Source organism: Streptomyces canus (assembly GCF_030816965.1).
GTDB classification, from domain to species: domain Bacteria; phylum Actinomycetota; class Actinomycetes; order Streptomycetales; family Streptomycetaceae; genus Streptomyces; species Streptomyces canus_E.
Genome location: NZ_JAUSYQ010000002.1, coordinates 3103436 through 3125703, shown reverse-complemented (window position 1 = coordinate 3125703; position 22268 = coordinate 3103436). Strand labels below are relative to the sequence as shown.

The window sequence follows — 22268 nt, the reverse complement described above, 5'->3', positions numbered from 1 at the left end:
AACCCGTCACTAGGATCGAATCGTTGATCCGGCAGCATCACAACCAGCAAACCTATGGAGGACTCGTGGGAGTCAGCCTCAGCAAGGGCGGCAACGTATCGCTGACCAAGGAGGCCCCGGGCCTGACCGCGGTCATCGTCGGTCTGGGGTGGGACGTCCGCACCACGACCGGCACCGACTTCGACCTGGACGCCAGCGCACTGCTGCTGAACTCGGCAGGCAAGGTCGCCAGCGACGCCAACTTCGTCTTCTTCAACAACCTCAAGAGCGCGGACGGCTCCGTCGAGCACACCGGCGACAACATCACCGGTGAGGGCGAGGGCGACGACGAGCAGATCAAGGTCAACCTCGCCGCGGTCCCGGCCGACGTCGACAAGATCGTCTTCCCGGTCTCGATCTACGACGCCGAGAACCGCCAGCAGTCCTTCGGCCAGGTGCGCAACGCGTTCATCCGCGTCGTGAACCAGGCCGGCGAGGCGGAGATCGCCCGCTACGACCTCTCCGAGGACGCCTCCACCGAGACCGCCATGGTCTTCGGCGAGCTCTACCGCAACGGCGCCGAGTGGAAGTTCCGCGCCATCGGCCAGGGCTACGCCTCGGGTCTGCGCGGGATCGCCCAGGACTTCGGCGTCAACGTCTAGTACCTGTCCCATGGGCAGGCCCTCGGACCGGCCCCGGCTCTCTTCGTCCGGCGCCGCACCGTTTGCGTGCGGCGCCGGACGTGCAGGACAAGCACAGAAGCACACTCTCGGGGAGGGAACAGCACATGGGCGTCACGCTCGCCAAGGGAGGGAACGTCTCCCTGTCCAAGGCCGCCCCCAACCTCACCCAGGTGATGGTCGGACTCGGCTGGGACGCGCGCTCCACCACCGGAGCCGACTTCGACCTCGACGCCAGCGCCCTGATGTGCAGCAACGGGCGGGTCCTGGGTGACGAGTACTTCGTCTTCTACAACCAGCTCAAGAGCCCGGACGGCTCGGTCGAGCACACCGGCGACAACCTCACCGGTGAGGGCGAGGGCGACGACGAGTCGATCCTGGTCGACCTCTCCAAGGTGCCGGACCGGTGCGACAAGATCGTCTTCCCGGTGTCGATTCATGACGCCGACAACCGCGGCCAGACCTTCGGCCAGGTCAGCAACGCCTTCATCCGTGTGGTCAACCAGGCCGACGGCCAGGAACTGGCCCGCTACGACCTCTCCGAGGACGCCTCCACCGAGACCGCGATGATCTTCGGCGAGCTCTACCGCTACCAGGGCGAGTGGAAGTTCAGGGCGGTGGGGCAGGGGTACGCGTCGGGCCTCAGGGGCATCGCTCTCGACTTCGGAGTCAACGTCTCGTAACGCGATATGAGCAAAAGCCGGGGCAGGGTGGGGCCTCGAGGGCGCCCGACTACACTTCGCTTCAAAGTTTCGTAAAGCCGAGTGCGGCACGGGGGAATCCCGTACACGTACGGATTGGGTAGCCAGTGGTTCTCAAAACCTTCGGCTGGTCGTTCGCGGTCACCGCGCTCGGCTTGGTCGCTGCGGTCCTCTACGGGGGGTGGGAGGGCTTCGGTGTCGTGGCGATCCTCTCCATCCTCGAGATCTCCCTGTCGTTCGACAACGCGGTGGTCAACGCCGGAATCCTGAAGAAGATGAACGCCTTCTGGCAGCGCATCTTCCTCACGGTCGGTGTCCTGATCGCCGTGTTCGGCATGCGGCTGGTCTTCCCCGTCGTGATCGTCGCGATCAGCGCCAAGATGGGGCCCATCGAGGCGGTCGACCTCGCCCTCAACAACAAGGACCACTACCAGGAGCTGGTGACCGACGCGCACCCGGCGATCGCCGCGTTCGGTGGCATGTTCCTGCTGATGATCTTCCTTGACTTCATCTTCGAGGACCGGGACATCAAGTGGCTGGCCTGGCTGGAGCGGCCGCTGGCCAAGCTCGGCAAGGTCGACATGCTGTCGGTCTGCATCGCGCTGGTCGTCCTGCTGGTCACCGCGTTCACCTTCGCGACCCACGCCCACCAGCACGGCGGCGCGCATGTCGACAAGGCGCAGACCGTCCTGATCTCCGGTATCGCGGGTCTGATCACCTACATGGTCGTCGGGGGCCTGTCCGGCTACTTCGAGGACAAGCTCGAAGAGGACGAGGAACGCGAGCACGAGGAGGAGGAACAGGCCGAGCGCGAGGGCAAGCCCAAGTCGGCGGTCCTGATGGCCGGCAAGGCCGCGTTCTTCATGTTCCTCTACCTGGAGGTTCTCGACGCCTCGTTCTCGTTCGACGGCGTGATCGGCGCGTTCGCCATCACCAACGACATCGTCCTGATGGCGCTGGGCCTCGGCATCGGCGCGATGTACGTCCGGTCCCTGACCGTGTACCTGGTCCGCCAGGGCACCCTCGACGACTACGTCTACCTGGAGCACGGAGCCCACTACGCGATCGGCGCCCTCGCGGTGATCCTCATGGTCACCATCCAGTACGAGATCCACGAGATCATCACCGGTCTCGTCGGTGTCCTCCTGATCGGCTGGTCCTTCCTGTCCTCCGTACGCCGCAACAGGGCACTGGCGGCCGCCGAGGGAAAAGCCGAGGGCTCGGACGAGAAGACTGAGGTCTCGTCCGGGGTGTGACACCCTTCCTGGTGAGGAACGCTCTGAGCGGGGCGGCCGGCCTCCGGCCGCCCCGCCGGTTTCTCCAAAGTGAACATGGGGGCGGGAATGGGCTTCTTGGACGGACTCCGGGGCGGCCGCGAGGTCGACTTCGACTCGGGCAGCGCGGCCAGCAACGCGATCGAACTGACCAAGCGGCACAACCGGGTCTCGCTCACCAAGCAGGGCGCGGCGACCGGGAACCTCCGTGTCAACCTGACCTGGCGGATGCGGACCTCCGACATCGGGGGCTCACAGCGGGAGTCGCTGCTGCGGCACCCCTTCAAGGCGCTCAAGCCGCCGGAGGTCCTCGGGCACAGCCAGAGCATGGTCAACGTCGACCTCGACCTGGGGTGCCTGTACGAGCTGGCCGACGGCACGAAGGGCGTCGTCCAGCCGCTCGGCGGCCTGCTGGGGGACGTCAACGCGCCGCCGTACGTGAAACTCAGCGGGGACGACCGGTTCGGGTCGGCGTCCGGCGAGACGATGTACGTCAACCTCGATCACCGCGACCAGATCAAGCGGCTGCTGGTCTTCGTGTACATCTACGACCAGACGCCGGCGTTCGACCGTACGCACGCCATCGTGACGCTGTACCCGAGCAATGGGCCGCGGATCGAGATAGGTCTCGACGAGCGGCACCCTCAGGCCCGGTCCTGTGCGGTGGTGATGATCGAGAACGTCAAGGGCGAGCTCATCGTGCGGCGTGAGGTGCAGTTCGTGTACGGGTTCCAGGGCGAGCTGGACCGGCTGTACGGCTGGGGGCTTCAGTGGGGGCGGGGTTACAAGGCGAAGGCGGACCGGTGAGGGCCGTTACCGTCCGATGAACTGCGGCCCCTGGGGAGGCATACGGAACTCCGCCGCAGCAGGTACCGGAGTCACCGGTTGCGGGTAGCCGTACCCCGACGCCGGTACGGGGGCTGTCGCCGGAGTCGCCTGCTGGGGGTAGCCGTAGGCCGGCTGCGTGGGGACCGAGGCGGCCGACTGGGCCGGTTGCTCCGGGGGCAGGGGGAACGACGTGGCCTCGGGCTGGGACGGGGTCTCCGCGGAGTCGGACTCGTCGACCACGATGCCGAAGTCGGTGGCCAGTCCCTGGAGGCCCTCCGCGTAGCCCTCGCCCAGGGCGCGGAACTTCCAGCCCTCGCCGCGGCGGTACAGCTCGCCGCAGATCAGGGCGGTCTCCTCGCCCGTCTCGGGCTTGATGTCGAAGTGGAGCAGCGGCTCGCCGTCGGCGACCGAGGCGTCGTACAACAGGATGCGCAGGCCTTGCACGCGGCCGAAGGTGGCGTTGTCCACCGACGCTTCGTCCACCGACGCGACCAGGAGAATCTGGCTGACCTCGGGCTCGACACCGGCCAGATCTGTCTGGATCGTGTCGGTGGGACCCTCGGCGACGCGCTTCTTGCCGAGGAGCCAGACCTTCCCGGAGGGGTGCCGGGGCTGGTTGTAGAAGACGAAGTCCTCGTCGGATCGCACACGACCGTCGGGGCCGAGGAGGAGCGCCGAGGCATCGACGACCGGGACCCCCTGCCCGGGCGCCCAGCGCAGCACGGCACGTACCGTGGTGGCTTCCAGCGGGACGTTCGACCCTTTCAGCATGGCGTGCGTCATGCGGTCATCCTGCCCTCTCGGTCCTGGTCACGACAACGCGGGGGTGCGGGGCACCGGTTCATGTCGTACCGGTGTCGACAAGGTCGTGTTTGTCTGCGTTACCTGAAATTCATGCCCGGTGGGAACCTCAGACATGGGTACCTACGTACTATTACCGGCCACCTGTGAACGGTTCACAGGCGGCACAGCCGTCACGGGGGAGTCATATGCGTCATTTCGGGCACATCGCCCCTGAGGTGCGTCAGCGCCTCTTCCACCAGGAGCCCTGCGAGTTCACCGCCGATTCCTCGGCCCGGCTGCTCTCCGCGGCTCTGGGCGCCACGCTCTACAGTCCGGCCACGCGGCCGCGGCTCGCCGACGACATCGTCAAGCAGACCGGACGCGGCGTGGTCTCGATGGTGCTGTGCCTGGAAGACTCGATCGGTGACGACGACGTCGCGGAGGGCGAGGAGAACCTCGTCCGGCAGTTCACGGACCTCGCGGACCGGCAGGTGGACCTGCCACTGCTCTTCATCCGGGTCCGCCACCCCGAGCAGATCCCCGATCTCGTACGACGGCTCGGTCCCGCCGTCCGGCTGCTGTCCGGATTCGTGCTCCCGAAGTTCACCGAGGAACGCGGCATCCCCTTCCTGGAGGCGCTCTCCGCCGCCGAGGTGGCGAGTGGACACCGGCTGTTCGCCATGCCCGTGCTGGAGTCTCCGGAGCTGCTCTACCGCGAGACGCGCGTAGAGACCCTGGAGGGCATCGCGCGCGCGGTCGACAAGTACCGCGACCGGGTCCTGGCGCTGCGCCTCGGCGTCACCGACTTCTGCTCCTCCTACGGCCTGCGCCGCGCCCCCGACATGACCGCCTGGGACGTCCAGATCGTCGCCTCCGTGATCGCCGACGTGGTGAACATGCTGGGCCGCGCCGACGGCACCGGCTTCACCGTGACCGGGCCGGTCTGGGAGTACTTCCGGGTCCAGGAGCGCATGTTCAAGCCGCAGCTGCGCCGTAGCCCCTTCCTGGAGGGACAGGCCGAGGAACTGCGCGAGGCGCTCATCGAGCACGCCATGGACGGCCTGCTGCGCGAGATCACCCTCGACCAGGCCAACGGACTGCTCGGCAAGACCTGCATCCACCCCTCCCACGTGCTGCCCGTGCACGCACTGTCCGTGGTCAGCCACGAGGAGTTCAGTGACGCGCAGGACATCCTGCGGCCCGAGCGCGGCGGCGGCGGGGTGCTGAGGTCGCAGTACACGAACAAAATGAACGAAGTGAAGCCGCATCGCGCCTGGGCCGAACGGACCCTGCTGCGCGCCGAGGTCTTCGGGGTGGCCAACGAGGACATCGGCTTCGTGGAGCTGCTCGCCGCCGGAATCTCCGGCTGACATTCGTGAACACCAAGGGACGCATGAACAAGGCAGTGAACGACCAGGTCTGGTCGGGGACGTGGGTCGCCGACCGGCTCGGCGTCGAACTCGTGGGCGACAGCCGGCTGACCGACCTGCTGGGACTGGCGCTGCGCCGCAACCCCAAGCGGGCCCATCTGCTGGTCTCCAACGTGCTGGGCAAGCACGTCCCGCAGTCGCCGTCGGTGGTCTACGGACAGGGCTTCGCGCTGGGCCGCAGGGTCCGGGACCTGCTGGGCGACGAGGAGGCGGCCCGGGCGGTCGTCCTCGGCTACGCGGAGACGGCGACAGGTCTCGGCCACTCCGTCGCCGACGGCATCGCTCTCGCCCCCTACCTCCACTCCACCCGCCGCCCGGTCCCCGGCGTGGCCCCCGCGGGCGGCTTCGAGGAGTCCCACTCCCACGCCACGTCCCACCTGCTCCTCCCGGAGGACCCCGCGCTCCTCGCCGGCGACGGCCCCCTGGTGCTGGTCGACGACGAGTTCTCGACGGGCAACACGGTCCTGAACACGATCAGGGATCTGCACGAGCGGTATCCGCGGGGCCGGTACGTGGTGGTCGCCCTGGTGGACATGCGGTCGGAGGAGGATGCGAGTCGACTGGACGACTTCGCCGGCGAGATCAACGCGCGGGTGGACCTGGTGGCAGCGGCTTCAGGCACCGTACGCCTGCCCGACGGCGTGCTGGAGAAGGGGCAACATCTGGTCGCCGAGTACGAAAGTGCCGTAGGGGCGCGGGGCTGTGTTGAATCTGCGGCTACCGCCGCGCGGGCGCGACCAGCCCCCACCCGCCCGCACCAGGCAATCAACCGCATAGACCTGTCGTGGCCCCGAGACCTCCCCGACGGCGGCCGTCACGGTTTCACTCCGGCGCACCGAATACGCCTGGAGTCCGCGCTTCCCGCCATGGCCGCAAGGCTCGCCGAGGCCCTCCCGGCAGACGCCCGCCGCGTACACGTCCTCGGCTTCGAAGAGCTGATGTACGCCCCCCTGAGATTCGCCCGCGAACTCGAACAGGTCGCTGAAGGTGTGGAGGTGACCTACTCCACGACCACCCGCTCACCCGTCCTGGCCGTGGACGACCCCGGTTACGCCATCCGCACCCGCCTCGTCTTCCCGGCCCACGACACCCCGGCGGACGGCCCCGGCGACCGCTACGCGTACAACGTCGCCGGAGCAGGTTTCGACACCGTGATCGCCGTCGTCGACGACACCGCCGACACCCCCGAACTGCACGCCCCCGACGGCCTCCTGGCCCAACTCGCCGCGCACACCCGGCAGGTCGTCCTCACCGTCGTCCCCAGCTACACCCCCGAAAGGCCCCCCATGCTCTCCGAGCCCCTCCGCGGCCCCGCCTTCTCCTCGTACGCCCCCGAGGAGGTCGGCTGGCTGCTCCAGGACCTCTCGGACGTCACGCTGGAGGCGCCGACCGAGGAGCGCGAGGAGGCCATCCAGAGCGGTGGCGCGCACTACGCGGAATCGCTGCCGGTGGAGTACCAGCCGAGCGACCAGTACCAGGAGCTGTTCCGGACGGCCCTCCAGGAGTCCTCCGCGAGGCTCGCCCAGGCGGTCGGCGCGGTGACGGAGATCGTGCTCCAGGAGCGCTCGCCCCGCCCCGTCCTGGTCTCCCTCGCCCGCGCCGGCACCCCCGTCGGCGTCCTGATGCGCCGCTGGGCCCAGTTCCGCCACGGCCTCGAACTGCCGCACTACGCGGTCTCGATCGTCCGGGGCCGCGGCATCGACGCCAACGCCCTGCGCTGGCTGGCCGGCCACCACGACCCCGCTGACGTCGTGTTCGTCGACGGCTGGACCGGCAAGGGCGCGATCACGCGTGAACTGGCGGAAGCGATAAAGCAGTTCGAGGCCGAGGGTGGTCCCGTCGGGTTCGACCCGGAGATCGCCGTACTCGCCGACCCGGGCTCGTGCGTGAAGACGTACGGCACCCGCGAGGACTTCCTCATCCCCTCCGCGTGTCTCAACTCCACGGTGTCCGGCCTGATTTCGCGCACGGTCCTGCGTGCGGACCTGGTCGGCCCGGACGACTTCCACGGCGCGAAGTTCTATCGCGAACTCGCCGGCGCGGATATGTCGGTGGAATTCCTGGACGCCGTCGCCGCCCGCTTCCCCGAGGTCGCCGAGGCGGTCGGCGCACAGGTCAAGGAGCTCCTCGCCGGCGACCGGGAGCCCACCTGGGAGGGCTGGGCGGCCGTCGAACGCATCAGTGAGGAGTACGGCATCCACGACGTCAACCTCGTCAAGCCGGGCGTCGGCGAGACCACCCGGGTGCTGCTGCGCCGGGTGCCCTGGAAGATCCTGGCGCGGGCCGGTGCGGGCGCCGACCTGGACCACGTACGCCTGTTGGCCGAGCAGAGAGGTGTCCCGGTGGAAGAGGTCGCCGAACTCCCGTACACCTGCGTGGGGTTGATCCACCCCAAGTACACGCGGGGCGCGACGGGCGCCGACGGCAGGGCGGTGACCCTCTGATGCCGACGCAGCCTCCGGTGCTCGTGGCGAGCGACCTCGACCGTACGCTCATCTACTCCGCCGCCGCCCTGGCGCTCACCATGCCGGACGCGCGGGCGCCGAGGCTGCTCTGCGTCGAGGTGCACGAGAGCAGGCCGCTGTCGTACATGACGGAGACCGCGGCCGGGCTGCTCTCCGAGCTCGGGGACACGGCGGTCTTCGTGCCGACGACGACCCGCACCCGCAAGCAGTACCAGCGCATCAACCTGCCGGGCCCCGCGCCCACTTACGCGATCTGCGCGAACGGCGGCCACCTGCTGGTCGACGGCGTCACCGACCTCGACTGGCACACCCGCGTCACGGCCCGCCTCGCCGACGAGTGCGCACCTCTCGAGGAGATCCGCGCGCACCTCCAGGAGACGGCCGATCCCCTGTGGGTGCGCAAGCACCGGATCGCCGAGGATCTCTTCGTCTACCTCGTCGTCGAGCGTGAACTGCTGCCCGAGGACTGGGTGAAGGAGCTCGCGGTGTGGGCCGAGAACCGCGGCTGGACGGTCTCCCTCCAGGGCCGCAAGATCTACGCCGTCCCCAAGCCGCTCACCAAGAGCGCGGCCATGCGCGAGGTGGCCCGGCGCACCGGGGCCTGCGTGACGCTGGCCGCGGGTGACTCCCTGCTGGACGCCGACCTGCTCCTCGCGGCCGACCGGGGCTGGCGGCCCGGACACGGGGAGCTGGCGGACGTGGGCTGGACGGCTCCGGCGATCACCGCGCTGCCGGAGCGGGGTGTCGCGGCGGGGGAGCGGATCCTGCGCGAGTTCCTCAGGACGGCTCGGACACCTCAGTAGGACTCGGCCGGCCTCGCCGCAGCAGTCGTACGGCGACGAAGGCCACGACCGCGAGCGCGGCGAGCGCGAGGACGACCTTCGAGTACGCGGACACCACGTCGGTGACCTGGGTCCAGTTGGCGCCCAGGGCGTGGCCCGCGAGGACGAACGCCGTGTTCCACAGGGCGCTGCCCAAGGTGGTCAGCGTCAGGAACACGGGCAGCGGCATGCGTTCGACGCCGGCCGGGACGGAGACGAGGCTGCGGAAGACCGGGATCATCCGGCCGAAGAACACCGCCTTGGTGCCGTGGCGCAGGAACCAGGCCTCGGTCCTCTCGATGTCCGAGACCTTGACGAGGGGCAGCCGGGCCGCGAGCGCCACCGTGCGGTCCCGGCCGAGGAGCGCGCCGACGCCGTAGAGCGCGAGGGCACCGATCACCGAGCCCGCCGTCGTCCACAGCAGCACGGCGACCACGCTCATCCGGCCGGTGCTCGCCGCGAAGCCGGCGAGCGGCAGGATCGCCTCGCTCGGGATCGGCGGGAAGAGGTTCTCCAGGGCGACGGCGATCCCGGCACCGGGCGCGCCGAGCGTGTCCATGAGGCCGTTGACCCAGGCGATGGCTGACATGGGCACACGCTAGGGAGGCCGACCTGAAGGCAGCCTGAAGAGGGGTGCGTACGGCGGTCAGCCGCAGCAGCCTCCGCCGCAGCAGCCGCCTCCACCGCCCCCACCCGCCTGGGGCGCCGGGGCCGACGCGGACGCCGAGCCGCCCACCGCCACCGTCGACAGCAGCTTCACCGTGTCGTCGTGGCCCGCCGGGCAGTCGGCGGGGGCGGAGGACTCGGCCATGGGACGGCTCAGTTCGAAGGTGTCGCCGCAGGTCCGGCAGCGGTACTCGTAGCGAGGCATGAGCACAGGTTAACCGGCGCCCCGGCTGGGTGCCCGAATTCTGATCTTTGTTCGATTAGTGTCATCCCGAACTGCTCGCCGCCGCCCGGTACTTCGAGCGGCGCCGCTTTCTCACGGTCACCGCGGCGAGGATTCCCAGCGATCCGTTCACACTCGACCGCAAGCAGGAGCGGGCCGACTTCAGGAACCGGGCCTCCAGCCCGCCTGAGGAACTGCCGGGCACCGGCGGCCGGTGTCGGCCCGCCGGCATCCCGTGCTCCGCCGGGCGGCCCTTTCTTGTCGTCCGATGCGTGGAACGGGCAGGAAGCGGACATCGTCTGTGGCGTTCTCGGCAAAACCTAGGGATTCGAGACCTTTTGTACTCGCACCGAGGAGATGCCTGATGGTCCACAGACACGCTTCGGCCGGCTGTGCCGCGTTGACGCTGCTCAGTGCCCTCGTGCTCACGGGGCTGCCCGCGGCCGCGGCCGTAGAGCCCCCCGCGCCGACGCCGGCGCCCTCCGCCACCGGGACGCTCGACGCGAACAATCCCTCGCCCGCGGTCCTGCGGGCGCTGAAGCGTGATCTGCGCCTGACCGAGGATCAGGCCAGGACGCGCCTGGTCAACGAGGCCGAAGCGGGCGCTCGCGCCGGCCGCCTCCAGAACGCGCTGGGCAAGCGGTTCGCTGGAGCGTGGGTGAGCGGCGACACCTCCGCGGACCTGACGGTCGCGACCACCGATGCCGCGGACACCCCCGCCATCGAGGCCGGTGGAGCGCGGGCAGTGGTCGTCAAAACCCCGCTGCAGGACCTGAAGACCGCCAAGGCGAAGTTGGACGCCTCCGTGACCGGCGAGGCCCTGGACACGCCGGTCCGCTACATCGACGTTCGGACCAACCGGGTGACGGTGCAGGCGAAGAGCCGCGGCGCCGCCAACACGCTCATCGCGGCCGCCGGCGTCGACAGCGCGATCGTGGACGTCAAGGTGTCGGCCGACCAGCCGCGCGCCCTGTACGACATCCGGGGCGGTGACGCCTTCTACATCGACGGCACGGCCCGCTGTTCCGTGGGATTCGGCGTCACCAAGGGCGACCAGCAGGGGTTCGCGACGGCCGGCCACTGTGGGAAGGCGGGGGCGAAGACCACCGGGTTCAACCAGGTCGCCCAGGGCACCTTCCAGGCGTCCGTCTTCCCCGGGCGGGACATGGCATGGGTGGGCGTCAACAGTGACTGGACCGCGACGCCCGCCGTCAAGGGGGAGGGCGGCCAGGACGTTCAGACCGCCGGCTCGGTGCAGGCCCTGACGGGTGCCGCGGTGTGCCGGTCCGGTTCCACCAGCGGCTGGCACTGCGGCACGATCGAGCAGCACGACACGAGCGTCACCTACGCCGAGGGCACCATCGACGGCGTGACCCGTACGACGGTGTGCGCGGAGCCGGGCGACTCCGGTGGCTCGTACATCTCGGGAGCCCAGGCCCAGGGCGTCACGTCCGGGGGTTCCGGCGACTGCACGAGCGGCGGAACGACCTTCTACCAGCCGATCAACCCGCTGCTCAGCACCTACGGCCTCACTCTCAGGACAAGCACCGGAACGAGCGGTGCCACCGTCCCCGAGGACGGTCAGACGGGTGGCTGGGCCGCGGGCCGGGTGTACGAGGCGGGCGCGCGGGTGACCCACGACGGCGTCTCCTACGAGTGCCTGCAGCCCCATCAGGCACAGGCCGCGTGGCAGCCGGCCCTCGCTCCGGCCCTGTGGCAGCGCGTCTGAGGACGCGGTGCCGAGAAAGCGGCGGCAAAAAGGGAGATTTGTCTGTCTCGTGCGAGATTCAATCTCCCGCTCGTGAGTAGTCGACGAGCGACGCACTCTCAGTGCGAGCCCCCGCGCTCCTCACGGATCTGCGAGACCACCCGCGCCACCGTCTGCCGTACCGCTTCCGTCTCGGTCAGGAAGTGCCAGTAGTCGGGGTGGCGGCCCTCCAGGGTGCCGATCGCCCGGTCCAGGCGGGCCACGGAGTCGTCCAACGGGCGGGCGTGCCTGGGGTCGGGGGTGTTGCGGCCGCTCATGGCGAGGCGTTGGGCGTCGCGGATGGCGAAGCGGGTGCGGTCGATCTCCTGCTGGGGGTCCTTCTGCACGGCGTTCAGCCGGCGCAGCCGGTCGCCGGCGGCGGAGACGGACTCGTCGGTGGTGTTGAGCAGGGCGCGGACCGTGGAGAGCAGGGAGGTCGCGTCCGGCCAGCGCTGTTCGTCCCGCGCGGCGCGGGCCTCGCGGAGTTTCTGCTCGGCCTGCCGTACGTTCTCCGTGGCCTGGTCCGGGACGTGCTGGAGGTCCTGCCAGCAGGCGGCCGTGAACCGGCGGCGCAGTTCGCTGAGCACCGGGTCGACCTGGCCCGCGCGGGTGGTGAGGGCCTCGGCGCGGGTGCGCAGGGAGACGAGCCGGTGGTCGATCTCCGCGGCCCGTTCCGGCAGCCGCTCGGCCTCCACCCGGATCGACTCGGCCTCCCGCGCGACCCGTTCGGCCCGCTCCAGGGTCTGCGGCACGCCGTGCTGTCCCGCGCCCTGATTGAGCTTGGTCAGTTCGGGGCCGAGGGCGGCGAGCCGGGCGGCGAGGTCGTCCGCCTTCAGCCCCGACTTCCGTACGGCGTCCAGGGCGTTGGAGGCGGCCAGCAGCCCCTGCCGGGCCCGCTCGACCGCCGGGGCGAGGCGGGCGAGCTGGGTCTCGGCCTTGCCCAGCAGCGGTCCGAGGCTGTCGCCGAAACGGTCCAGCTCCCGCTTGACGTTGACGAGGTCGTCCTTGGCCCGGGTGAGCTCGGTACGCGCGTGTGCGGCGACCGAGGCCTCCAGGTCGTCCCGGTCGAGATCATGGGCGTCGACGGCCTCGATGTAGTGACTACTGGCCTCGTCGATCCGCCCGCTGATCGCCTGGAAGTCGGCGACCGCCCGCCGGGCGGCGGGGGAGTCGTCCACGGCCGTGATGGTCTCGATCGAGATCCGCAGATCCCGCTGGGCGGTGTCCAGTTCGTAGAACGCGGCGGCGGCCGCGTCCTTCGCGGCCTGCGCCTCGGCCCGCTGGCTCTCCGCCCGTCCGCCGAACCAGCGCCGGGTGCCGCCGCCGGCGAACGCGGCCGGCAACGCGAGTGCGGCGAACAGGGGCAGACCGACGAGGGTGAGGGTGTCCTTGAGCGCCTGGCGGTGTGCGCGCGGCACCGACGACGACGAGTACGGCTGCGATGGTGTCGCCGTCACATCCCTCTCCCGTGCTGTGGTCCGTCCTGGCGGTGCCCGGTGTCATTCTCCCACCGGTAAGGGACGAACACACGGCCCGGTTAGTTCGCGGTTCGCACCGTGACCTTCCCGTCTCCGCTCTGGGCGGACACCACGTGGTCGCTGGAGTCGGACCGGGGCACGGACACGTCGACCCCTCCGTCGCCGGTCTTGGTGTCCACGCGGTAGGTGGCCTTCGGCAGCTCGACGGTCACGGAGCCGTCACCGCTGCGGGTCTCCACCCGGTCCGGTACGGCGCCGAGTTCCAGGTGGAGCGAGCCGTCGCCGGTACGGGCGGTGATGCGGCGGGAGGTGACGTCCGCCCTCATGGAGCCGTCGCCGGTGTGCAGCTCCAGCGGCCCACTGGAGTCGGTGACCCGCACGGAACCGTCGCCGGTGCTGATGCTCAGCGGCCGGGTGAACCCGCGGGCCCGCACACTGCCGTCGCCGTCCTGGATCTTCACGCTGATGTCCCGCGGCACCTCGATGCGGTGCTTGGCGGCGCAGTCGGCGACGACACCGCTGCACTTCATGCGCAGCACCAGCCGGTCGTCCTTCATCGACCAGGTCACCTCGGGGTCCTTGCCGACGGCGACGGTCCCCTGGAACCAGCGGGTGACCTCGACCGTGCCCGCCTTGTTCGAATCGGCGGCGACGATCTCCAGCGCCGAGTCGTCGGAGTCGACGGTGAGGGTGCGGCCGTGGAGGGCGAAGGACTTGTGGTCGGGGGTCTTGTCGTCCCCGGCGGAGGCGCCGCAGGCGGTGGCCCCCGCGACGACGAGCGCGACGACTCCGGCCGCGGTGGCGGCACGTACGGGAACGGAACGGACCATGACGATCTCCCCCTGATCTAGCCCTGGACGGGCGGCCGCGGGCAGTCCGCGACCCTGCTTCGACCCTAGGGACCGGGGCTCCCGCGGGGGATCCGGGTCGCTCCCGGATCGAGGGTGGGGTTTTCCCCCGTATCAACCCTGACTCCTGCCCTGACTCCGCCGGGCCCCGGCCAAGGGTTTGCAGCTGCTTCCCGGAGAGCGTGATTGAGGTCGAGTTGGCTCGATCGGGTGATGATCGGCCCGCAGGCTTGCGGTGCCCTGGGCCGATCGGGCTGACGTGATCATGCGATCTGGGACGCCGGGTACGGTGCCGGCGTGCGGGGCCCCCGCTCCACCGGAGCGGTTTGCGGGACAGGGTCCCGGGCAAGGTAGGCTGTCGACTCGTCTCGGGTGCGTAGCTCAGGGGTAGAGCGCCTGCCTTACAAGCAGGATGTCGGCGGTTCGAAACCGTCCGCGCCCACACCGGAAAGAGGACCCCGGCCGATCTTCGGCCGGGGTCCTTTGTCGTTCAGCCGGTTTCCGGCCTGCGGGACGCGTGCTTCAGCTTGGTGCGGGCGTCCACGCGTTCCGATGTCGCCACTTCCGTCCAGAAGCGGTGGGTGGTGACGAAGACCGCGAGTTCGTGTTCGCGCTGCCGGAGCTTTTCCACCTCGGCCTGTTCGTCGGGCGTCCAGCCGGGGGAGGCGGGGCGCTCCACCTTCCGCCAGCCGTTGCTGTCGCTGAAGCCGTCCAGCGGCGCGACCGACCAGGGAAGCCGCTTGAGCAGGGCCGACAGCTCGGCCCGGACCTGATGCAGCTCCTCCTGACCGGCGAGGAGGTCACTCGGAAAGTCATAGGTCGTAGCCACGGCACAATGCTACGCCTGTTCGATTTTGGGTTGCGAGTGGCTTCGGGAGGTTCATGCGAACGGGGGCGGTCGGTCCCGCCCACCGGCATCAGGGTGACGTCGGGTCGGTGCGTCCTTCGCGTGCTGGAAGCGACCGTCCCAGGCGAGCGAGCGGGGACAGGGCCATCACCACCGGGGACAGCAGCATGCCCGCCGCCGTCACCAGGAGACTGGTGCGCAATCCCCACTCCTGCGCGAGGAATCCGCCGAGCAGGGAGCCGAGCGGGGTCATCCCCATGCCGACGAACGTGATCGTGGCGGCCGCGCGGCCCTGCATCCCGTCCGGGGTGGCCGTCTGCCGGACGGCCATGACCGTGACGTTCACCAACTGGCCACCCGCCCCGAACACGAAGCCGACCGCGAGGAGCACGGGAAGCGTCACCGCGGTGGAGCCGTGCAGCGCGGGCACGCACAGGAACGCGCCGTCGCCGAGTGCCGCCGCGGACATGAGCACCACGCCGTAACCGAACCGGCCCGGCAGCCGGGCGGCCAGCACCGAGCCCAGGAGCGCGCCCGGCCCCGTCGCCGCGAGGGCCAGCCCGACGGCGGTGCCCGACAGGTGCAGCTCCCGCGGCAGGAAGAGCAGATAGACGGTCATCATGGCCGCGAAGCAGAACTGGAAGGCGGCCGAGGCCAGGCACACGGTCCGCAGCAAGGGGTCGCCGGCGACGAAACGGAGGCCCTCGTGGATACGCCGCCCTGTGCGAGGGGGCCGTTCCGAATGCGCCGGGATCGATTCGCGGTGACGGATCCGCCGGATCGACAGGAACGACAGCGCGAAGAACAGCGCGCCGGCGGCTGCGGCGATCGGCGCCGACAGCAGTGACACCAGCGCACCGCCGAGGGCGGGACCGCCGATCTGGGCCGCGGACCGGCTGCCCTCGAGCGCGCTGTTGCCCCGCACCAGCTGATCACGTCTCACCAGCCGCACGAGAGACGCCTGGTAGGCCACGTCGAAGAACACGGACAGGGCTCCCACGGTGAAGGTGACCACGAGCAGCGCGGGCAGGCCGAGCAGACCGAGGAGACCGCCCAGGGCGGCGGCGCCCAGTGCCAGGGTCCGGCCGGCGTCCGTCAGCACCATCACCGTGCGGGTCCGCCATCTGTCCACCCACGCGCCGACGAAGAGCGTGAGCAACAGGATCGGTGCCTGCCCCACCGCTCGCAGGACACCCAGCTGGCCGGCGCCGGCGTCGAGTGTCAGGACGGCGAAGAGCGGCAACACCAACAGAGTTGTGTGTTCACCGAGTTGGGAGGCCGTCTGGCCCACCCAGAGGCGACGGAAGTCACGGTCCCGCCACAGACTCGACGGGGCAGATCGAATGGAATCGGGTATATCGGAGGAAAAGGACGGCACGGAGATCCTCGGATCGAAGGCTGGCTGTGCCGCACCATCGAGGGCAGCACGCGATGACAGGCCGGTCACGGCCTACGACGTCAACGCGCGCTCGGAAAACCGGGCATGTCCTCGCTCCTCTTCGGTCACTCGCCGAACCAGAACATTAGCCGTGCGAGGCGGGGTAATGGGATGCCGATCAGCCCCTGTTGAGGAGCAGTACGGAGAAGGAGCCGAGGATGACCGACGACGCCTACCTGTTCCTGCTCGACGACGCGTCCGCGCAACTCGGCGTGGCCCCCGCCGCCGTCGGCGATCTCGCGTGCCTGGAGACTCCCGCGGTGCGCGCGTGGCTGGACGCGCAGGGGACCACGGCGACCTCCCCGCACCTGCGTCTGCTGCCACCGGAGGAGACCGCCGCCGTGCCCGAGGGGGCCGAGCGGCTGCCGGTGCCGCTGAGTGACGAGGAACTGAGCCGGGTCCGCCACCACCTGGCGCCGGAGTCGCTCGCCGGGGTCGAGGAGGAGCTGCTGGCCTACCGCGACTGCGCGGACGGCCGGGACGGCCTGATCGGACGCGCACTGGCCGCCGGCGTGCCGGCGCACCGCATCGTCGAACTGACCGGCGTGGACCCCGCGACGGTCACCGCCGCCGCGGAAGGCTGACGACGAGACCGCCGTCCGGCCTCACATCCCCGGGCCGGGATCCGGATGGACGACCGACTCGACGCCGGCGCGGGCCGCCTCCAGCTGGGCGGCGAACGCGATGCCGAGGAAGAGCGCGACGGCGGTGAGGTTGGCCCACAGCAGCAGGGCGATGAAGGCGGTGAGCGGCCCGTACACGGCGCCGAAGGCACCGCTCTCCTCGACGTACAGGGCGAGCAGCCAGGTGGCCGCCACCCACAGCAGCAGATGCACGGCCGAGCCGAAGGCCAGCCAGGTGTAACCGGGCTGTACACGGCGCGGCGACCAGCGGAAGATCACGGCGGAGGCCACCCAGGCCAGCGCGAGCCCCACCGGCAGGTCCAGCACACCCCACCAGCGCGGCCCGCCGCCCTCCCGGCCCGCGGACTCGGCCACCGCGTCGCCCACCGCCTCTCCGGCCACCAGCACGACGAACCCCAGCACCAGGGGCAGACCGGCGGCGAGCGCGAGCACGATCCCGCGCGCGTACTTGCGCGGGAAGGGACGGTCGCGCTCGATGCCGTAGATCCGGTTCGCGCCGCGTTCGATCTGGCCCATGGCCGAGGCGAGGTTCAGCAGCGCGAAGCCCAGACCGAGCCACAGGGCGAGCGTGCTCCAGACATCGCCGTGCGCGGTGCGCCGGGTCCCGTCGAAGGCGTCCTTCACGATGTCGGCGCTCGCGCCCGGCACGATCCGGCCGAGTGTGAGCTCGATGATCCGGCCCACGCCCTCCGTGTGCACCGACGTGGCGAGGCCGACCAGCGCCACGGTGCACGGAACCAGCCCGAGCACCACCTGGAAGGCGAGGGCCCGGGCATTGGTGAAGCCGTCGGCATAACGGAACCGCGCGAAGGAGTCGGCCAGCAGCCGCAGCCCGCCGTAGTGGCGCAGGGCGGTGAAGGCCTCGTCTCCGGAGAGCTCGTCCCCGATCATGTCCCTGGTCTGCGGGACGCGGACGGCGGTACCCATGGCGTGGACGCTCCTTGCTCGGACGGCTGGTCCCTGTGCGGTTGCCCCGAGAACCAGGTTGTCAGCGTCGCCCGCCGAACTCCCACTCGTGGACCTCCAGCGCGGCGTACCGGTCCGCGGTCAGCACGGCCCGTGCCCGGTCCGGATCCGGGGCGCGGACCAGGGCCGCCGTACCCAGCCAGGTGGTGGCGTCGTCCGAGAGGAGGGGGCCGTAGGCGATCAGGTCGTCCCTTTCGGGCGGTACGGCGACGTCGGCGGCCTCTCCCGAGCCGAGACCGAGCACCAGGTACCGGTCGCCGCCGGTCCGGCCGCCGGGGAAGTCCCGCATGGTGCGGCCCAGCAGGTTCCGCCAGCGGCGCAGCAATACGTCCCGGTACGCGCCGGCCTGGTAGTTGGGCTCGTCGAACGCGAACGCGCGGGCCGCGGCGGGATCGGGCAGCTCGACGATGTGCACGCTCCCGGTCGGGGTCTCACCGTCGGCGGCGAACGTCGGCCCGCGGGCGATCAGTTCGGCCGCGTACCGATCCATGTACGACCAGTGCGCTTCCGCCAGCTCCTCACGCAGAGGCAGGGAGCCGGGCCGGTCACGGTGGTAACAGAAGAACTCCATGACCACGGAGCCTCGTCCACGGGTGGCGTCATCTCAACGGCATTTCGCGGGCGGCGTGTTCGTCAGCTCCGAGAACATCGGGACCAGACGGGTGGCGAGTTCGGGACGGAAGCGTTCGAGTTCGGCCGTGACGACGCCGACCGTGGCGCTCAGGGCGCGGTGCAGCTCCGTGGCGGTGAGCGAGTGGACGAGAGTCGTCTCCAGCGCGGCCGAGAGGCCGCCGGGGAGCAGATGGGCGCCCTTCGCGTGCGCGGCCGGGTGGCCGAGTCGCAGGCAGGCCAAGGCGATCACGTGGTCGCGCAGGGCGCTGATCCAGTGTTCGGCCTGCCACCAGCGGGCGCGCTCGACGCACACGCGCGCGTGGAGGGCGTGATGCCACAGGAGACCGACCAGCGTGTCGCCGTCCGGGGGAGTGAAGGGTTCGAGGGGGCGGGTCCGGCCGAAGACCGTCCGCCATTGCGGGCCCCGCGGGCCGAACTCGGCCTCCGGAGCGAAGGTCAGGTCGATCTCCAGCCAGCCCGGCAGAAGGAACACGCGGATGACGCCGGCCCCGACGCGCAGGTCCCAGTGGTGCCGCGCGCCGAGATCGTCGTAGAGCCAGCCGGTCCACCGCTCCAGCGTCGGCGTCAGGTCGCCGCGCACGGCCAGGACCAGGTCGGTGTCCGACCAGCGGTCGCCCTCCCCGACGGCGTACGAGCCGGTGAAGGCGGCGCCCACGACGCTGTCGTCGGCCTCCGCGCGCGCGAGCAACCGCTCCCGTAGGCGGTCCCGTTCCTCGACCGTGAACATCGGACCCCTTTCGTCCAAGCGTCGTCGTTCCTTTGTCCATGGACCGATCCGCGGGCGGGACGCGAGGGTCGGTTCATGAACGCGGACCTTGAGGATTGTCGTGCATAGCCCGGTGATCGGACGGTCACGGATGCCAAGGGGGCTCGTCGCGCTGGCCGTCGGTGGGTTCGGCATCGGGCTGACCGAGTTTCTGATCGCGGGGCTGCTGCCCCAGGTGGCGGCGAGTTTCGCGGTGTCCGAGGCGGCCGCGGGGCGGCTGATCTCCGGATACGCGTTGAGCGTGGCGGTCGGTGCGATCGCCCTGACCGCGGCGACCGCGCGGTTGCCCCGCAAACACGTCCTGGTCGGCCTGGTGGTCCTGTTCGTCCTCGGCAACCTGCTGTCCGCGATCGCGCCGAGCTATCCGGTGATGCTGCTCGGGCGGATCGTCGCGGCGCTGTGCCACGGCTCGTTCTTCGGCATCGGGTCCCTGGTCGCGCGCAGTCTGGTCGCGCCGGAGCGCAAGTCCCGCGCGGTGGCCGTCATGTTCGCCGGGTTGACCGTCGCGAACGTGCTCGGCGTGCCGTTCGGCGCGCTGGTGGGGGAGCGCTGGGGCTGGCGGGCCGCGTTCTGGGCGGTCACCGTGGTCGGCCTGCTCGCGCTCGCGGGAATCGTCGCGTTCGTGCCGAGGAGGGCCGGACAGACACCGCCGACGGAACCGGCGGCCCCCACCGGCCTGCGCGCCCAGCTCGGCGCGTTCCGGTCCGCGCAGGTCTGGCTGACCCTGGCGGCCACCGCCCTCGGCTATGGCGGGATGTTCGGCGCGTTCAGCTATATCGCCTACACGTTCACCGAGGTCGGCGGCTTCTCCTCGGCGGATGTCGCCTGGCTGCTCATGGTGTACGGCGTCGGCCTGGTCGTCGGGAACCTGGTCGGCGGGCGGGCCGCCGACCAGGACCGTGACCGCGCGCTGGTCCTCGCCCTGGCCGGGCTCACCGTCACCCTGGCCGTGTTCGGGCTGCTCGCCACCAGCGCCACGGCGTCGGTGGTGCTGGCGTTCCTGATGGGGGTGTTCGGGTTCGCCGGTGTGCCCGGCATGATCACCCGCGTCACCGACTACGCGCACGGGGCCGCCCTGGCCGCCAGTGCCAACGTGTCCGCGTCCAACATCGGCAACGCGCTGGGCGCCTGGGCCGGAGGCCTCGCGATCACGGCGGGCCTCGGCTACACCGCACCGCTCTATGTCGGCGCCGGCATCGTCCTGACCTCCGTCCTCGTCATGACCGTCGCCGCGCATCGAGCGAGGCCGACCGGAAGACAGGCCCGCGAGTCGGCGGTCCGGAGATGACTTTCGCTGGACAACCCCGGCAGTGCTCCCCTCCGCCTCGAACTCCGCAACAGCGGCGACCGCGCGGCCACGGTGAACGTGCGCTACCGACCGGTCACGACCGATCCCAGCCAGTCGGTCAGGTGACGGCCGACCTCCTCGGGGCGTTCCTGCTGGATCCAGTGTCCGCAGCCCTCGAGGAGATGGGCGCCGCGCAGACCGGGGAGAGTGGTGGGGAAGGCGTCGATGGCGTCGGAGAGCCAGGTGGTGGAGGCGTCCAGGGTGCCGCCCAGGAAGAGAGAGGGCTGACGGATCGCCGCGCCCGCGTGGGCGGCGAGATCCTTCCAGTCCCGGTCCATCGCGCGGTAGCGGTTCAGGGCACCGGTCAGGCCCGTGCGCTCGAACTCGCCCGCGTAGACGTCGAGATCGTCCTCGGTGAGCCAGGCCGGGAGGCGGTCGGCGGGGAAGCGGTCGCGGAGCCGGCCGCCGGGTGCGACGAAGTGGGGGTCGGCGGCGGGCCGCGTGCCGGTGGGCACGAGGTGCGGGTCGGTCATGGGCATGGTGTCGGCGGAGAGCGCGGCATAGAAGCCGGCCAGCCAGCCGCGGACGTCCGGTTCGATCTCGCGCTCGGCCCGGCCGGGCTCCTGGAAGTAGGAGACGTAGAACTCCTCCTGCCCGCCGAGCCGCGCGAAGACCTCGCTGGGGCGGGGGCCGCCGGGCGGGGTGTACGGCACGCTCAGCAGCGCGACCGCGTGGAAGACGTCCGGCCTGAGCAGCGCCGAGTGCGCGGCGATCGTCGCGCCCCAGTCGTGCCCGACGACCACCGCGGAACGCTCGCCGAGTGCCTCCACCACGGCCGCGTTGTCCTCCACCAGCTCGGTCATCCGGTACGCCGCCACCGCCTGTGGCTTCGAGGAGCGGCCGTAGCCGCGCACGTCCACGGCGACCGCGCGGTATCCGGCCGCGGCCAGCACCGGCAGCTGGTGGCGCCACGAGTACCAGGACTCCGGGAAGCCGTGCAGCAGCAGGACCAGGGGCCCGCTGCCCTGCTCCACGAGGTGGATCCGGCCGGCGGGACCGGGGACCAGACGGTGGGTGCGGTGCGGCATGTGTCCTCCGTGCGTACGGATTACGGGTTACGGGTTACGGGTTACGACGATCCTGCGGGGTGGCGGCGGACCGGCGCGAGGTCTGTTGCCGGTTCGGCAAAACCGCAGGCCGGGGGCGTTGTCAGACCTGGCGCCTAGTGTGGCCGGCATGGATACGGAGCAGGTGCGGCTGGTGCCCTGGGCGGAGGGCGACTTCTGGCTGCTGGAGCGGACCAACAGCCCCGGGATGACCGACCACTTGGGCGGTCCCGAGAGCGAGGAGAAGCTCGTCGCACGGCATCGGCGGTACGTCGAGCTGTCGGCGGGGCGGATGTACCGCGTCACGCTCGCGGACGGCGGGGAGACCGTGGGCTCGGTGGGGTTCTGGCAGCGTGAGTGGCGGGACTCCCTGATATGGGAGACCGGGTGGGGGATCCTGCCGGAGTTCCAGGGGCGGGGACTGGCCGCGCAGGCGGCCCGCGCCGTCGTGGAGGAGGCACGGGCCGCCGGAGAGCACCAGTATCTGCACGCGTTCCCGAGCGTGGAGCACACCGCGTCGAACAGCGTCTGTCGCCGGGCGGGCTTCACGCTGCTCGGACAGGCCGAGTTCGAGTACCCGAAGGGGCGCTGGCTCACGTCGAACGACTGGCGGTTCGACCTGACGGGCGGCGACGGCGGCTGAGGGCGCGCGTGAGG

The 22268-nt window shown here is 70.6% G+C and carries 22 protein-coding genes and 1 tRNA gene; 12 read left to right on the top strand and 11 right to left on the bottom strand.

Annotated features, from left to right (window positions below; genetic code table 11):
• Positions 1–65 precede the first annotated feature (65 nt).
• From QF027_RS15345 to QF027_RS15330, 4 genes are all read left to right on the top strand, one after another.
• On the top strand, positions 66–641 hold the full coding sequence (locus QF027_RS15345; RefSeq protein WP_030323468.1) for a calcium homeostasis/redox stress adaptation protein: 576 nt from the start codon (positions 66–68) through the stop codon (positions 639–641).
• 125 nt (positions 642–766) lie between these two features.
• A complete protein-coding gene (locus QF027_RS15340) occupies positions 767–1342 on the top strand; it encodes a TerD family protein (protein ID WP_306981964.1) in 576 nt (191 codons plus the stop codon).
• A gap of 125 nt (positions 1343–1467) precedes the next feature.
• Positions 1468–2616, top strand: a complete 1149-nt coding sequence (locus tag QF027_RS15335) for a DUF475 domain-containing protein (RefSeq protein ID WP_306981965.1) — start codon at positions 1468–1470, stop codon at positions 2614–2616.
• A gap of 87 nt (positions 2617–2703) precedes the next feature.
• A complete protein-coding gene (locus tag QF027_RS15330; RefSeq protein ID WP_062042516.1) occupies positions 2704–3441 on the top strand; it encodes a TerD family protein in 738 nt (245 codons plus the stop codon).
• A gap of 6 nt (positions 3442–3447) precedes the next feature.
• On the opposite strand, the gene QF027_RS15325 is transcribed toward QF027_RS15330, so the two are convergent.
• On the bottom strand, positions 3448–4245 hold the full coding sequence (locus QF027_RS15325; protein ID WP_306981971.1) for a TerD family protein: 798 nt from the start codon (positions 4243–4245) through the stop codon (positions 3448–3450).
• A gap of 206 nt (positions 4246–4451) precedes the next feature.
• Between QF027_RS15325 and QF027_RS15320 the strand changes: the two genes are divergently transcribed.
• The 3 genes from QF027_RS15320 to QF027_RS15310 are packed head-to-tail and all read left to right on the top strand — an operon-like array spanning position 4452 to position 8943.
• Positions 4452–5615 (top strand): HpcH/HpaI aldolase/citrate lyase family protein, encoded by a 1164-nt coding sequence (locus QF027_RS15320; RefSeq protein ID WP_306981972.1) that lies wholly within the window; start codon positions 4452–4454, stop codon positions 5613–5615.
• A gap of 23 nt (positions 5616–5638) precedes the next feature.
• The gene (locus QF027_RS15315) at positions 5639–8119 is read left to right on the top strand and encodes a phosphoribosyltransferase (protein WP_307075100.1); all 2481 of its coding nucleotides are present in this window, start codon (positions 5639–5641) and stop codon (positions 8117–8119) included.
• Positions 8119–8943: an HAD family hydrolase gene (locus QF027_RS15310; RefSeq protein WP_306981975.1), complete on the top strand. Its 825-nt coding sequence runs from the start codon at positions 8119–8121 to the stop codon at positions 8941–8943. Before QF027_RS15315 ends, QF027_RS15310 begins: the two co-directional genes overlap by 1 nt.
• On the opposite strand, the gene QF027_RS15305 is transcribed toward QF027_RS15310, so the two are convergent.
• Both QF027_RS15305 and QF027_RS15300 read right to left on the bottom strand, forming a co-directional pair.
• Positions 8918–9550, bottom strand: coding sequence for a DedA family protein (locus QF027_RS15305; protein WP_307075098.1), 633 nt, complete (start codon positions 9548–9550; stop codon positions 8918–8920). The genes QF027_RS15310 and QF027_RS15305 overlap by 26 nt on opposite strands.
• Positions 9551–9607: 57 nt before the next feature.
• On the bottom strand, positions 9608–9832 hold the full coding sequence (locus tag QF027_RS15300) for an FmdB family zinc ribbon protein (RefSeq protein ID WP_053850450.1): 225 nt from the start codon (positions 9830–9832) through the stop codon (positions 9608–9610).
• A gap of 382 nt (positions 9833–10214) precedes the next feature.
• On the opposite strand from QF027_RS15300, the gene QF027_RS15295 reads away from it, so the two are divergent.
• Positions 10215–11579: a carbohydrate-binding protein gene (locus QF027_RS15295; RefSeq protein ID WP_307075096.1), complete on the top strand. Its 1365-nt coding sequence runs from the start codon at positions 10215–10217 to the stop codon at positions 11577–11579.
• 98 nt (positions 11580–11677) lie between these two features.
• Here QF027_RS15295 and QF027_RS15290 read toward each other — a convergent pair whose 3' ends face one another.
• Both QF027_RS15290 and QF027_RS15285 read right to left on the bottom strand, forming a co-directional pair.
• Entirely contained in the window at positions 11678–13054 is a 1377-nt protein-coding gene (locus QF027_RS15290; protein WP_306981985.1) for a hypothetical protein, read from the bottom strand.
• A gap of 80 nt (positions 13055–13134) precedes the next feature.
• Entirely contained in the window at positions 13135–13905 is a 771-nt protein-coding gene (locus QF027_RS15285) for a DUF4097 family beta strand repeat-containing protein (RefSeq protein WP_306981987.1), read from the bottom strand.
• A gap of 388 nt (positions 13906–14293) precedes the next feature.
• On the opposite strand from QF027_RS15285, the gene QF027_RS15280 reads away from it, so the two are divergent.
• Positions 14294–14365 (top strand) — tRNA-Val (locus QF027_RS15280).
• A 48-nt stretch (positions 14366–14413) separates the two neighbouring features.
• Here QF027_RS15280 and QF027_RS15275 read toward each other — a convergent pair.
• A complete protein-coding gene (locus tag QF027_RS15275) occupies positions 14414–14752 on the bottom strand; it encodes a hypothetical protein (protein ID WP_306981988.1) in 339 nt (112 codons plus the stop codon).
• An 88-nt stretch (positions 14753–14840) separates the two neighbouring features.
• The gene (locus QF027_RS15270) at positions 14841–16094 is read right to left on the bottom strand and encodes an MFS transporter (protein ID WP_307082372.1); all 1254 of its coding nucleotides are present in this window, start codon (positions 16092–16094) and stop codon (positions 14841–14843) included.
• 272 nt (positions 16095–16366) lie between these two features.
• Here QF027_RS15270 and QF027_RS15265 point away from each other — a divergent pair, with 272 nt between their 5' ends.
• Complete coding sequence (locus QF027_RS15265) at positions 16367–16792, top strand: DUF6003 family protein (protein ID WP_306981990.1); 426 nt, start codon at positions 16367–16369, stop codon at positions 16790–16792.
• Between the two features lie 21 nt (positions 16793–16813).
• On the opposite strand, the gene QF027_RS15260 is transcribed toward QF027_RS15265, so the two are convergent.
• The 3 genes from QF027_RS15260 to QF027_RS15250 all read right to left on the bottom strand — a co-directional run bounded on the left by QF027_RS15260 (position 16814) and on the right by QF027_RS15250 (position 19196).
• A complete protein-coding gene (locus tag QF027_RS15260) occupies positions 16814–17779 on the bottom strand; it encodes a YihY/virulence factor BrkB family protein (protein WP_307075094.1) in 966 nt (321 codons plus the stop codon).
• A gap of 61 nt (positions 17780–17840) precedes the next feature.
• Positions 17841–18389: a YciI family protein gene (locus QF027_RS15255; RefSeq protein WP_307075092.1), complete on the bottom strand. Its 549-nt coding sequence runs from the start codon at positions 18387–18389 to the stop codon at positions 17841–17843.
• A gap of 33 nt (positions 18390–18422) precedes the next feature.
• Positions 18423–19196, bottom strand: a complete 774-nt coding sequence (locus tag QF027_RS15250; RefSeq protein WP_307075090.1) for a hypothetical protein — start codon at positions 19194–19196, stop codon at positions 18423–18425.
• A gap of 112 nt (positions 19197–19308) precedes the next feature.
• Here QF027_RS15250 and QF027_RS15245 point away from each other — a divergent pair, with 112 nt between their 5' ends.
• Positions 19309–20505, top strand: a complete 1197-nt coding sequence (locus tag QF027_RS15245; protein ID WP_306981997.1) for an MFS transporter — start codon at positions 19309–19311, stop codon at positions 20503–20505.
• A gap of 83 nt (positions 20506–20588) precedes the next feature.
• Here the strand turns inward: QF027_RS15245 and QF027_RS15240 are convergent, their stop codons facing one another.
• Positions 20589–21593, bottom strand: coding sequence for an alpha/beta fold hydrolase (locus QF027_RS15240; protein WP_307075088.1), 1005 nt, complete (start codon positions 21591–21593; stop codon positions 20589–20591).
• A 148-nt stretch (positions 21594–21741) separates the two neighbouring features.
• Between QF027_RS15240 and QF027_RS15235 the strand changes: the two genes are divergently transcribed.
• Positions 21742–22254: a GNAT family N-acetyltransferase gene (locus QF027_RS15235; protein WP_307075086.1), complete on the top strand. Its 513-nt coding sequence runs from the start codon at positions 21742–21744 to the stop codon at positions 22252–22254.
• The last annotated feature ends 14 nt before the right edge of the window (positions 22255–22268 follow it).

What these genes read in the sequence shown, in the direction of transcription:
- QF027_RS15320 (WP_306981972.1), top strand. Translation starts at nt 4,452, where the DNA reads ATGCGTCATTTCGGGCACATCGCCCCTGAGGTGCGTCAGCGCCTCTTC.
- QF027_RS15240 (WP_307075088.1), bottom strand. Translation starts at nt 21,593, where the DNA reads ATGCCGCACCGCACCCACCGTCTGGTCCCCGGTCCCGCCGGCCGGATC.
- QF027_RS15255 (WP_307075092.1), bottom strand. Translation starts at nt 18,389, where the DNA reads ATGGAGTTCTTCTGTTACCACCGTGACCGGCCCGGCTCCCTGCCTCTG.
- QF027_RS15285 (WP_306981987.1), bottom strand. Translation starts at nt 13,905, where the DNA reads ATGGTCCGTTCCGTTCCCGTACGTGCCGCCACCGCGGCCGGAGTCGTC.
- QF027_RS15330 (WP_062042516.1), top strand. Translation starts at nt 2,704, where the DNA reads ATGGGCTTCTTGGACGGACTCCGGGGCGGCCGCGAGGTCGACTTCGAC.
- QF027_RS15340 (WP_306981964.1), top strand. Translation starts at nt 767, where the DNA reads ATGGGCGTCACGCTCGCCAAGGGAGGGAACGTCTCCCTGTCCAAGGCC.
- QF027_RS15325 (WP_306981971.1), bottom strand. Translation starts at nt 4,245, where the DNA reads ATGACGCACGCCATGCTGAAAGGGTCGAACGTCCCGCTGGAAGCCACC.
- QF027_RS15235 (WP_307075086.1), top strand. Translation starts at nt 21,742, where the DNA reads ATGGATACGGAGCAGGTGCGGCTGGTGCCCTGGGCGGAGGGCGACTTC.
- QF027_RS15310 (WP_306981975.1), top strand. Translation starts at nt 8,119, where the DNA reads ATGCCGACGCAGCCTCCGGTGCTCGTGGCGAGCGACCTCGACCGTACG.
- QF027_RS15295 (WP_307075096.1), top strand. Translation starts at nt 10,215, where the DNA reads ATGGTCCACAGACACGCTTCGGCCGGCTGTGCCGCGTTGACGCTGCTC.
- QF027_RS15305 (WP_307075098.1), bottom strand. Translation starts at nt 9,550, where the DNA reads ATGTCAGCCATCGCCTGGGTCAACGGCCTCATGGACACGCTCGGCGCG.
- QF027_RS15300 (WP_053850450.1), bottom strand. Translation starts at nt 9,832, where the DNA reads ATGCCTCGCTACGAGTACCGCTGCCGGACCTGCGGCGACACCTTCGAA.
- QF027_RS15260 (WP_307075094.1), bottom strand. Translation starts at nt 17,779, where the DNA reads ATGGGTACCGCCGTCCGCGTCCCGCAGACCAGGGACATGATCGGGGAC.
- QF027_RS15265 (WP_306981990.1), top strand. Translation starts at nt 16,367, where the DNA reads ATGACCGACGACGCCTACCTGTTCCTGCTCGACGACGCGTCCGCGCAA.
- QF027_RS15315 (WP_307075100.1), top strand. Translation starts at nt 5,639, where the DNA reads ATGAACAAGGCAGTGAACGACCAGGTCTGGTCGGGGACGTGGGTCGCC.
- QF027_RS15245 (WP_306981997.1), top strand. Translation starts at nt 19,309, where the DNA reads ATGCCAAGGGGGCTCGTCGCGCTGGCCGTCGGTGGGTTCGGCATCGGG.